Below are 11,565 nucleotides of genomic sequence, written 5' to 3'. Positions count from 1 at the left end.
TGCGGTGCAGTCCTAGACAGCTCCACCACATCGGAGGTCTTCGCCATGTTCAAGACCCGCCAGTGTCAACAACGCTCGTGATCAATACACCTAGGGCGTGTGGGGCCTAGACCAGACGCGCCAGGTCGGCCGCGACCTCGCGTGCGGCGCGGGCTCCCGACGCGAGTGCGCCCTGGACCGAGCCCGTTGCACGGTGGTCCCCGCACACATAGCGACCCGGGGCCACCCGGGCGGACAGGCTCAGCGGCTGCGGGGGCGGCATCGCCGGCAGGGCGTCGGGGACGGTACGGACGGTCAGCAGGTCCCAGTCCGCGGTGTCGGTCCCGTACACCTCGGCGAGCGCGTCGCGCAGCCAGCCCTCCCCGCCCTCCTGGTCGTGTCCGAGGACCGAGGTGGCGATCAGCGACATCCCCGCCGGGGCGTAGCCGCGGACCACCTCGCTCAGGACGCAGGTGTTGAGGAAGCGCCTTCTGGTGTCCGTGAGCAGAACGGGCTCGGCCAGCGGCGAACGGGGCGCGGCGTGGTAGTACGTCGTCACGACGCGGTACGCCGGAAGGCCGAGGCCCGGCAGCAGCCGGGCGGTCGGCCCCGGTCCCGTGGCCACGACCACGGCCCGCGCCGCGAGTTCGCCCCCGCCGTCCACCTCGACCCCGTCCTCCGTGAGCCGGGAGACGGGGGTGCCGAGACGTACGGCGTCCGGGGGCAGCCCCTCGGCCAGCAGACGCGGCACGGCCCCGATCCCGGCGGCGGGCAGACACAGGGTGCCGCGCAGCATGCTGCGCCAGACGAGATGGAACACCCGGCCGGAGGTCTCCAGCTCGTCCTCCAGGAAGACCCCGGACAGGAAGGGCCGGAAGAACCGCTCGACGAACTCCTCGGAGAATCCGGCGGACGCCAGCGCGGTGCGTGTCGTACGGTCCGCGCCGCGCTTGAGCCAGGAGGCGGGGGCGAGCATGTCCCGGCCGGACAGGGCGGCCAGCGCGATCAGGTCGCGGGTTCCCGCGAGACGCCCGGGGCGCAGGTCGCCCAGCCGCTTCCGGCCGCGGGTCGGATCCTCGAAGCGCAGCGGCCCGTCCTCCGTGTGGACGAGGACGCCGGGCGTGAAGGGCCGCAGCCGCAGGTCACGCAGCGCGATCCGACGTCTGACCTGCGGATAGGACGTGTTGAAGACCTGGAAGCCGCGGTCGACGACGAAGCCCTCGTGGAGGTCGGAACGCATCCGGCCGCCCACCTCGTCGGAGGCCTCGACCAGCCGGACCCGCAGGCCGTACCCGACGAGGTCGCGGGCGCACGCCAGACCGGCGAGCCCGCCGCCGACGATCAGGACATCGGGCACACCGCGCTTCGCGGTCATGGGAACCATCCTCCGAGCAGCCGGTCCGTGCGCGCCGGCGGGCGCGCGTGGGTGGTCCGGGCACGGGCCGACGGCACCGCGTCATCGCACGCGCCCTCCTGAACCGATCTTCCCGCCGGGTCCGCCGGGCGGATGCGGGGCCACGCCGGTGGACCGCTTCCCGCGTCCGGAGGCCGCGTCGCACGCACGGTTCTCCGGGGGCTGAGGGAACTCCCGTGACTCGCTCGGGAGTCTCTGGGGCCACCAGAACTCCGGGGGAGGAATAGATCGGAATGCCCCGCTGTTGGCCCGTATGTGAAGCGGAGCGGCCTCCGCACACCAGGTACGGCCCCGGCTGGTCTCCCCCGTCCAGCCGGGGTCCCCTGTCTTTCTGCGCCCCGTCCAGCCGGGGCCCCCGCTTCCCCGCCCCCTCCAGCCGGGGCCTCTCGATTCCCCCGCCCCCTCCAGCAGGCCGCCCGCCTTCCCGCGCCCCGGCACAACGCGAACCGCCGGTGCGGCCCGGACAGCGGGCGGCACCGGCGGTCGGCGATTCGCGTCAGTGGCCGGAGCCGTAGTGCCCGCCCAGCTGGTCGCGGTAGTGCGGATCCCCGAGATGCTTCTCCTTGTCGAATTCCGGTGCCGCCTTGATCTCGTCCTTGGTCCGGGCGACGTGGATCGTCCTGTCCTCGTGCCGGATCGCCGTGATCGTCCCGGCGGGCAGCAGGACCTCCTTGCCGAAGATCCAGATGCCGGTGTCGACGACGATGTACTGGGAGCCGACCTCGTCCGAGTGCTTGTCGACCTTGCCGATGTGGCCGTCGGCCGCCTCCACCCGGTATCCGGAGAGGTCGGCGTCGGGCGTGTGTCCGCTGGTCGGGCCGTAACCCCAAAGGTGCTCGTTCACGAAGATCCCTCCGACTCGTCCGCTGAAACTCGACTGAGGTCCGACGGGTGTCCCCTTCCGGGCCGTTGACACCCGCGCACCGGACGCGGACCCGGGTTCTTCACACATCCGGGACACGACCTGGCCGAAAACCGATGCTCCAGCCGGAATCTCGTCGCGGTCTGGACCACTGGCGCCGATGACGGGCGGACCCCCGCGCTCCGGATCCCGCCCGGACCGGACGGAACAAGCACAGGAACGTTTCACTGGGTAATCGCACGACCCCCCACGGTGACGACCGCGATCCCTGGACCGGCCCCTGATGGCCACTCGTTCGAGTTACGCGCTTTTCCGTCACGTTTCGCATCAGGCGCACGAAAGCTCCACACAGACACCACTATGTGACGCGACGAACGTGTGACGACCACGTCTGAGGGGGGCTGTGGCGTCACGTCAGGGGGTGGCGGGCTCCATGAGAGCCGTACTCACCCCTGCCCGGGGAGGGGACTTTCACCGCATGAAGCGGACCATTCGCACGACCTCGCACGCCGTCGGCGTGCACATCGACCCGTTCGGCTCGCAGGACACGCGCCCGCCGGCGGACGTCACCGGGCGGACCGCCCACCGCGCGGACAACTGAGCCGCGCCCCGACCGAAGCCCCGGCCGCCTCCTGTGCGGCCGGGACGGGCCCGACCACCCCAACCTCGGCCGTGGAGCACATCCATGCACGTTCCCCGCGACGCGCGCAGCCTCAACACGACGCGCGTCACCCTGCTCACCGAAGGCACCTACCCGCACAGTCACGGCGGTGTCAGCGTCTGGTGCGACCAACTCGTCGACGGCATGCCCGACTTCGACTTCGACGTCATCGCCGTGACCGGCACCGGACGTGAACCGCTCGCGTGGGACATCCCCGCGCAGGTCCTCGACGTCGTCACGGTCCCCATGTGGGGGCCCGCGCCCGAGGGCCGCCCGCCGCACGGGCGGCGCCGCAGGCAACTCACCTCCGCCTACGAACAGTTCCTGACCGCGCTGCTCGACCCGTGCGCCGAGTACCGGTTCGCCACCGCCCTGTACGCCATGGCGGGCTCCGCGCAGGACGGCACCCTGAGTGCCTTCCTGCGCGGCGACCGCGCGATCAGCGTGCTGACCGGGGTGTGGAACCGCCCGGGGCTGGCCGTGCGCGAGGCCCGGCCGACCCTGCACGACGCCGTCACCGCGACCGCTCTGCTGGAGCACGCGCTGCGCCCGCTGACCGCACCCCTGCCCGAGTACGGGGTGGCGCACGCGGTCAGCGGAGGAGTCGCCGTGCTCCCGGGCCTGGCCGCCCTCGAACGGCACGGCGTGCCCCTGCTGCTGACCGAGCACGGCGTCTATCTGCGCGAGCGCTACCTCGGCTACCGCACCGCCCCGTACCGCTGGCCGGTCAAGGCGGTGGTGCTCGGCTTCTTCCGGCTGCTCGCCGAGGAGACGTACCGGCGCGCGGCCCTGATCACCCCCGGCAACCGCTACAACCGGCTGTGGGAGGAACAGGGCGGTGCGGCTCCCGCGGCGATCCGCACGGTCTACAACGGCGTGGACCCGGCGGCCTTCCCGCCGGCGGGGCCGGAGCCCGAGCGGCCGACGCTGAGCTGGGCCGGACGCGTCGACCCGATCAAGGACCTGGAGACCCTGATCCGGGCGTTCGCGCTCGTACGGGCGCAACTCCCGGACGCGCGGCTGAGGTTGTTCGGCGGCACCCCGCGCGGCGGCGAGGCCTACCGCGAGCGCTGCGAGGCCCTGGCCGCCGAGCTGGGCCAGGGCGACGCGGTCACCTTCGAGGGCCGCGTGGACGACATCAAGGACGCCTACGCGGCGGGCAACGTCGTGATGCTCTCCAGCATCAGCGAGGGCTTCCCGTTCACCCTGATCGAGGCCATGTCGTGCGGGCGGGCGACCGTGTCCACGGACGTGGGCGGGGTGCGCGAGGCCGTCGGCGACAGCGGTCTCGTCGTCCCGCCACGCGATCCGGACGCCATGGCCGCGGCCGCGCTGGAACTGCTCGGTGACACCGGGCGGCGGGCCTCGATGGGCGAGGCCGCCCGGCATCGCGTGATCGAACAGTTCACCCTGCGGCAGACCGTCGACACCTTCCGGACCATCTACCTGGAACTGGCGACGCTCGGCCGGATCGTCCCGAGCGATCCCGGTCCCGCCGACACCCCGCTCGCGGTGCCGGGTGGCCGGGCGTCCGCGTCCAGGTCGAGGAGCCTGGCCGGATGAGCGGACCCATGGCGCTCGAACCGGGCGGCACCGGGGACGACACCCTGTCCCTGCGGCTCGCCGACCGTTCGCCCGCCCGCTCCGCGCCGGGACGCGGCGCGGACCGGGACGCGGTCGACCGGCTCGCCGCCGAACTGGCGGAGGGCATCGGCCCGGCGGTCCACCCGTACGAGGTCGCGGCCCTGCTGGAGTCGGAGGGGCTGACCGCCGAGGTCATCCAGGAGCGGTACGGGCATCCGAACCTCTTCTCGCTCGCCTCCGCGCTGTACGAGCGGGTGCCGCGCACCTTTCCCGAGCCACCGCGGCCGGGCGACCCATGGCGTCCGGACCCGGTGCGCTGCGGGCTGCGCGGGGCGCTGTTCGCCCTGCCGGGCCTCGCCTATCTGCTGACCGGCGGGCTGTGGCACGCGGGACGGGACCTCGACGTCCTGGTGGTGGCGGGCCTCGCCTCCTGGGCCTGGGGCCAGGCGCTCGGGCACCGCGCCTATCTGCGCATGGCCACGGGCCGCCGCGAGGCGGGCCTGACCCTGCTCAAGGGCGCACCGCTCGGCGCGCTCGCCGCGACGGGGTGCGGGGCGCTGCTCGCCGGCTCCGGCACGGCGATCGGGGTCGCCGCGGCGCAGTCGGTGTATCTCTCGGCGGCCGGGGTGCTGCTCGTCCTCGGCGGGGAGCGGCTGCTGCTGGCCGCGCTCGCCCCGCTCGCCGCGGGGGCGGCGGCGCTGCCCTGGTGGGATCCCGGGACCGGGCCGCGCGTCGCCCTGCCGCTGCTGTCCGTGCTCGGCGCGGTCGCCGCGGCGGGCTGGACGCTGCGGGCCGCGCGGGGCGCCTCCCCGGTTCCGGGCGGAGCCCGTCCACCGCTGCTGCGGTCGCTGCCGTACGGCGTGTTCGGGCTCTCCGCCGGGGTGCTGGTGTTCCTGGAGGGCCGGCAGCACCCGTACGCCGTGGTCGTGCTGACCGTGAGCATGGGACCGGCGGAATGGCTGCTGTACCGGTATCGCGGGATGTCCGTGTCCGCGCTGCGGGCGACCGCGACCCCGGCCGCCTTCCTGCTGCGCTCCACGGGCGTCCTCGGCCTGTGTCTGCTCTGCTACGTGCTCCCGTTGCTGCCCGCGGCCCTGCTCACCGGCGCGGAGCCGGCCCCGCTGCTGCTGCTCGCGGCGACGTTGTGGACCGCCCTGCTGCTCCAGGCCTTCGGGGCGGCCTGGCAGCCGGCCGCGGTCTGCCTCGCGGCGGCCGTCGCCGCCGCCTTCGCCGTGACGCTCCGCGCACTGCCCGGCCCCGTCGTCCTGACGCTGTCCTGCGGCACGGCCTGCCTGTGTCTCACGGCCTGCGCCGTGCGGCTGCTGGGACGACCGGCGCCGCACGCCTGAACCACCCCGCACAGCCCGCCCGGACGAGTCCGGAGGGCCACCGTGCCTCCGTCCGCATCTCCCATCACCTGAGCAACCAACCGGAAGGACCATCGAGTTGACCACCCAACCGCTCGCCGCCGTCACCGGAGCCGAGGGTTTCATCGGCTCCCACCTCACCGAGGCACTGGTCGCCTCAGGGCATCGCGTGAGGGCCATGGCGCAGTACAACTCCTTCTCCTCGTACGGCTGGCTGGAGACACTGCACCCCGATGTCCTGGACCAGGTGGACATCGTCCTGGGCGACGTCCGCGACCCCGGTTCGGTCCGCGGCCTGGCCGAAGGCGCCGACTGCGTCTACCACTTGGCCGCGCTCATCGCGATCCCGTACTCCTACCAGGCCCCGCACAGTTACGTGGACACCAACGTCACCGGCACCCTCAACGTGCTGGAGGCGGTGCGCGCGCTCGGCACACCGCGACTCGTGCACACCTCGACGAGCGAGACCTACGGCACCGCGCAGACGGTGCCGATCACCGAGGACCACCCCATCAACACCCAGTCCCCGTACGCCGCTTCGAAGGCGGGCGGCGACCGGCTGGCCGACAGCTACCACGCGAGTTTCGGCACCCCGGTGGTGACCCTGCGCCCGTTCAACACCTTCGGCCCGCGCCAGTCGATGCGCGCGGTCATCCCCACCGTCATCGGCCAGGTGGCCGCGGGCGAACGCGTCATCACCCTCGGCGATCTGCGCCCCACCCGCGACTTCACCTTCGTCGAGGACACCGCGCAGGCGTTCCTCGCCGTGGGCACGGCGCCCGCGGACCGGGTCGTGGGCCGGACCCTCAACGCCGGTACGGGCGGCGAGATCTCGGTCGGCGACCTGGTGGCACTGATCGGCAAGGTGATGGACACCGCCCTGGACGTGCGCGAGGACACGGGGCGCATCCGGCCGGCCAACTCCGAGGTCATGCGGCTGGTCGCCGACGCGAGCCGGCTGACCGAGGCGACCGGCTGGAGCCCCGCCCACGATCTGGAGCAAGGGCTCGCCCGCACCGTCGAGTTCTTCCGCGAACCGTCGAACCTGGCGCGCTACAAAACCGGCATCTACAACATCTGACCCGTCCAGCACGTCCCACGAAGGAAAAGAAAACCATGCACGCTGTGATTCTGGCGGGAGGCAAGGGTGTCCGGCTGCGGCCCTACACCACCGCCCTGCCCAAGCCGCTCGTTCCCATCGGCGACCAGCACGCCATCCTCGAGATCGTGCTCCGCCAGCTGGCCTCGTGCGGCTTCACCAGCTGCACCATCGCCATCGGCCATCTGGGCGAGATCATCCGCGCCTACGTCGGTGACGGCTCCCAATGGGGCCTGGCCGTCGACTACTCCACCGAGGACAGCCCACTCGGCACGATGGGGCCGCTGCTGACGATGCTCGACCGGCTGCCCGAGTCGTTCCTCGTGATGAACGGCGACGTGCTCACGGATCTCGACTTCGGCGACGTCCTGCACCAACACCGCCGTGCGGGAGCGCCGTTGACCATCGCGACATACGCCCGCGAGGTGCGCATCGACTTCGGCGTACTGACCACCGACGACCGCAAGGTGGTCGCGTTCACCGAGAAGCCGAGCGTGGACTACCGCGTCTCCATGGGCGTGTACGGCCTGTCGCGCTCCACGCTCGGGAACTACACGCCGGGGCTGCCGCTGGGCTTCGACGAGCTGGTCCTCGACCTGCTGCGCAGCGGCGACGAGCCGCACGCGTACGCGTTCGACGGGTACTGGCTCGACATCGGCCGCCCGGACGACTACGACCGGGCCAACGCCGAATTCACCACCCGCAAGTCGCTGTTGCTCAAGGGAGCCTGACCACCGCATGCGCATTCTCGTCCTGGGCTTCACCGGCTATCTGGGCGGCCATGTCGCCGGGCACCTGCGCACCCTCTCGGGTGTGCGGGTGCTCGGCGGCGGGCGCTCGCCCGCCGCCGAGTTCGGCATCGACCTGGCCACCGACCGCCGTGACCGGCTGGCCGCGACCCTGGCGGCGGCCGCGCCCGACGCCGTCATCAACTGCGCCGGCGCGACCGGTGGCGACGCCGTGACGCTCGCCGAGGTCAACTCCCGTGGTCCCGCAGTCCTCTGCGCGGCGCTGCGGGAGGGGGCGCCGGCCGCCCGGCTGATCCATCTGGGGTCGGCCGCCGAATACGGTCCCGGCGCCCGGGACACCGCCGTGACCGAGTCCGCGGCCACCCGTCCCCTCACTCCGTACGGGGCCACCAAGCTCGCGGGCACGGTCACCGTCACCACCTCAGGGCTCGACGCGGTGGTGCTGCGGGTGGGCAACCCGGTGGGTCCCGGGGCACCGTCCACGGGACTGCCGGGCAGGATCGCGGGGCTGCTCCGCGAGGCCGGTTGCGACCCGGACGCGGTGATCCGGCTCGGCGATCTGTCGGCGTACCGCGACTTCGTGGACGTACGCGATGTGGCACGGGCGGCGGTGGCCGCGGCCACGGTGCCCGGGCAGCTGCCGCGGGTGCTCAACATCGGGGGCGGCAAGGCCGTGCCGGTGCGTGAACTGGTGACCGGCCTGGCGTGCGCCGCCGGGTTCCGGGGGCGCGTCGAGGAGAACGGCGGCGGTTCGGCCCGCTCGGGCGAGGTGTCGTGGCAGTGCTCCGACATCACCGCGGCCGAGACGGCACTCGGCTGGCGTCCCGCGCTGACGCTGGACGACTCGCTGGCCGCGCTCTGGGCGGCGACGGGCGACGGCGGTGCCCTCCCGCGGGCCGAAGGCGACCGCACGCCATGACCCTGCTGATACCGCTGTACGTCCACCCGGGCGAGGACCCGGGCGCCTGGCACCGCCTGATCGGGGCGGCCGACCGGACGTACGGCGTCGTCATCAACCCGGCCGACGGGCCGGGCGAGGGCCCGGATCCCGCGTTCACCGCGGCCACGGACGCGCTGCGCTCGGCGGGTGCCCGGCTGCTCGGCTATGTCGACACGGACTACGGGGCGCGTGATCCGGACGTCATCGCGCACGAGGTCCAGCGGCACCGGGAGTGGTACGGGACGCAGGGGTGTTTCCTGGACCGGGTGGCGCCGACCCCGGCGGCGCTGCCCGGCTGCCGGCGGCTGGTGCAGGGCCTGCGCCGGCTAGGTGCCGCTCCGGTCGTGCTGAACATGGGCGTCCATCCGGCGCCGGGGTACGCGCGCTTCGCCGATCTGATCGTGACGTTCGAGGGGCATTGGTCCACCTATGTGTCGGCGTTCAGCAGACCGGTGTGGACCGCGCGGCACCCGCCCGAGCTGTTCTGTCATCTCGTCTACGGCGTCCCCGAGGCGCTCGTCCCGCTGGCCGTCCGCACCGCGCGTGACCGCGGTGCGGCGGTGGCCGGGCCGGTGACGGGTGAACTCCCGAACCCCTGGGCCAGGTTGACTCCCGCCCTGAGCGAGCGGGGGTCCTGAGCGGCCCACCTGACGGGCCGGCCGTACGGGAGCCCGGGGGTCCGCTTGGCACCCCCCGGGCTCCCGTGCGGCAACACCGGTACGGCCGCCCGGTCTCCTTCACCGGAGTGATGGCATGTCTCGGTCAAATCTGCGAGGCTTTCCGGTGCCGTCGCCCTGACCCCAGGGTGACGGCACGGAAATCTCACCAAGCGACCACGCGCACCCGCGCGCGGCCCGCGGCCACCCAGCGGCGCACCCCAGTCGTCCCGGGCGGCCACCGAGCAGGCCGGAATCCCGGCCGCCTCAAAGGAGTTTCGTGTGAGACCGACCCCCCTCAAGGCCCTGGCGGCGCGCGTCCTCACGGTCGCCGCCCTGGCCGCAGTCTCGCTCCCCGGCACCCCCGCGGCAGCCTCGCCGGGCACGGCACCGGCCGCCGCGGCCGCCTGCACACCCGCCCAGGTGGTGACCAACGGCGGCTTCGAGAGCGGCACTTCGCCCTGGACGCAGTCCTCGACCAGCGTCATCACCAGCCGCACGGGCCAGAGCGCCCACGGCGGCACCAGCTTCGCCTGGCTGGACGGCACCGGCGGCACCCACACCGACACGCTCTCGCAGAGCGTCACGATCCCGTCCGGGTGCAGCAGTGCCAGCCTCACCTTCTGGCTGCACATCGACACGGCGGAGACGACCTCGTCCACGGCCTACGACAAGCTGACGGCGAAGATCGGCAGCACGACCCTGGCGACCTACTCGAACCTCAACAAGGCGTCCGGGTACGCCCAGAAGACGTTCGACGTCTCGGCGTTCGCCGGCCAGACCGTCACCGTCGCCTTCACCGGCACGGAGGACTCCAGCCTCCAGACGAGCTTCGTCCTCGACGACCTCGCCCTGAACACCTCCGGCGGCACGACCCCGCCGGCCGACTCCACCCGTACGCCCTCCGCCCCCGGTTACACGGTCAGCCTGACCAGCAACACGAGCGGGACCGGCTGGAGCGGTCACGAGAGCGTGACCTTCACCAACGCCTCCTCCACCTCGCTCAGCGAGGTGTATCTGAGGCTGTGGGACAACTACCACGGCACCTGCTCCGCGATGCCCATCACCGTCAGCAACGTCACGGGCGGCACCGCCGGTTCGCTCTCGGTGGCCTGCACCGCGCTCCAGATCAGCCTGTCCTCGCCGCTGGCGCAGGGCCAGAGCGCGACGATCGGCTTCGACCTGGCCATCACCGTGCCCAGCGGCGCCGACCGCTTCGGCTACGACGGGGCGTTCGTCAACATCGGCAACGCGCTGCCCGTGCTCGCGGTCAAGGACGGCTCCGGCTGGCACCTGGACCCGTACACCAACAACGGCGAGTCCTTCTACTCCCTTGCCGCCGACTTCAAGGTGACGCTCGACCACCCGACGAGCCTCCTCGTCCCGGCCACCGGCACCTCGGTGGACACCGCCGGATCGAGCGGCCGCACGGTCACCACGGCCACGGCCTCCAAGGTCCGCGACTTCGCCTGGGCCGCCGGTCCGTTCACCAAGATCTCCGGCACCTCCCCCGCCGGCACCGCGATCAACATCTACTCCGTGACGGGCATCAGTTCCTCCAGCGCGCAGTCGATGCTCACCACCGCCAAGTCCGCCGTCGACGCCCACGCCGGGCGCTTCGGCGCGTACCCGTACGGCGAGCTGGACGCCGTCATCGACAACAACTACTGGTTCGGCGGCATGGAGTACCCCGGGTTCGTCCTCGACCTGGTCAGCACCACGGCACTGACCCACGAGATCGGGCACCAGTGGTTCTACGGGATCGTCGGTGACGACGAGTACAACAGCCCGTGGCTCGACGAGGCGTTCACCGACTACGCCACCGACCTGGCGCAGAACATCAGCGGCACCAACTGCTGGAACAACGTCTCCTGGGCCTCCTCGGCGGAGAACATCACCAACTCCATGGCGTACTGGGACGCGCACTCCTCCCGCTACTCCACCGTCGTCTACACCTACGGCAAGTGCGCCCTGCACGACCTGCGGCGTGTACTCGGCGACACCGTGATGGCCAACCTGCTGAAGAGCTACGCCACTTCGCACTGGTACGGCGTGTCGACCACAGCCGAGTTCAAGGCGGCCGCCCAGGCCGCCACGACCACGGACCTGACGTCGTTCTGGACGACCCACCGCATCGTCGGCTGACCCGCATCACCGGTTGGCTGTCCGTCGCGGTGGCGCCTTCGGGCGTCACCGCGACGCGCATGCCCGGCCGAGTCGCGGGCAGGTTCCGCCGTACGGCGGCTCCCGGTCC

General features: G+C 72.4%; 10 protein-coding genes. 8 read left to right on the top strand and 2 right to left on the bottom strand.

Annotated elements, in window-relative coordinates; translation table 11 throughout:
• Positions 1–106: 106 nt before the first annotated feature.
• Positions 107–1,354 (bottom strand): NAD(P)/FAD-dependent oxidoreductase, encoded by a 1,248-nt coding sequence (locus tag ACZ4AA_RS30835; RefSeq protein ID WP_467609968.1) that lies wholly within the window; start codon positions 1,352–1,354, stop codon positions 107–109.
• Between the two features lie 535 nt (positions 1,355–1,889).
• Positions 1,890–2,237 (bottom strand): PRC-barrel domain containing protein, encoded by a 348-nt coding sequence (locus ACZ4AA_RS30830; protein ID WP_467609965.1) that lies wholly within the window; start codon positions 2,235–2,237, stop codon positions 1,890–1,892.
• A gap of 496 nt (positions 2,238–2,733) precedes the next feature.
• On the opposite strand from ACZ4AA_RS30830, the gene ACZ4AA_RS30825 reads away from it, so the two are divergent.
• The 8 genes from ACZ4AA_RS30825 to ACZ4AA_RS30790 all read left to right on the top strand — a co-directional run bounded on the left by ACZ4AA_RS30825 (position 2,734) and on the right by ACZ4AA_RS30790 (position 11,456).
• Positions 2,734–2,856 (top strand): hypothetical protein, encoded by a 123-nt coding sequence (locus tag ACZ4AA_RS30825; protein WP_467609963.1) that lies wholly within the window; start codon positions 2,734–2,736, stop codon positions 2,854–2,856.
• Between the two features lie 84 nt (positions 2,857–2,940).
• Positions 2,941–4,479, top strand: a complete 1,539-nt coding sequence (pelF, locus tag ACZ4AA_RS30820) for a GT4 family glycosyltransferase PelF (RefSeq protein ID WP_467609961.1) — start codon at positions 2,941–2,943, stop codon at positions 4,477–4,479.
• Positions 4,476–5,849: a hypothetical protein gene (locus tag ACZ4AA_RS30815; RefSeq protein WP_467609959.1), complete on the top strand. Its 1,374-nt coding sequence runs from the start codon at positions 4,476–4,478 to the stop codon at positions 5,847–5,849. The genes pelF and ACZ4AA_RS30815 overlap by 4 nt, the downstream gene beginning before the upstream one ends.
• A 97-nt stretch (positions 5,850–5,946) precedes the next feature.
• On the top strand, positions 5,947–6,948 hold the full coding sequence (locus ACZ4AA_RS30810; protein ID WP_467609957.1) for a GDP-mannose 4,6-dehydratase: 1,002 nt from the start codon (positions 5,947–5,949) through the stop codon (positions 6,946–6,948).
• A gap of 35 nt (positions 6,949–6,983) precedes the next feature.
• The gene (locus ACZ4AA_RS30805; RefSeq protein ID WP_467609955.1) at positions 6,984–7,697 is read left to right on the top strand and encodes a sugar phosphate nucleotidyltransferase; all 714 of its coding nucleotides are present in this window, start codon (positions 6,984–6,986) and stop codon (positions 7,695–7,697) included.
• 7 nt (positions 7,698–7,704) lie between these two features.
• On the top strand, positions 7,705–8,634 hold the full coding sequence (locus ACZ4AA_RS30800; RefSeq protein WP_467609953.1) for an NAD-dependent epimerase/dehydratase family protein: 930 nt from the start codon (positions 7,705–7,707) through the stop codon (positions 8,632–8,634).
• The gene (locus ACZ4AA_RS30795; protein ID WP_467609951.1) at positions 8,631–9,293 is read left to right on the top strand and encodes a spherulation-specific family 4 protein; all 663 of its coding nucleotides are present in this window, start codon (positions 8,631–8,633) and stop codon (positions 9,291–9,293) included. The genes ACZ4AA_RS30800 and ACZ4AA_RS30795 overlap by 4 nt, the downstream gene beginning before the upstream one ends.
• Before the next feature lie 300 nt (positions 9,294–9,593).
• Positions 9,594–11,456 carry a M1 family metallopeptidase gene (locus ACZ4AA_RS30790; RefSeq protein WP_467609949.1) on the top strand — a complete coding sequence of 621 codons (1,863 nt, stop codon included), beginning with the start codon at positions 9,594–9,596 and terminating at the stop codon, positions 11,454–11,456.
• Positions 11,457–11,565: the final 109 nt, after the last annotated feature.

It is taken from the genome of Streptomyces sp. NPDC024698, assembly GCF_055559015.1.
Note: the sequence above shows the minus strand (reverse complement) of the source record. Positions and strands in the feature narration are given on the sequence as shown.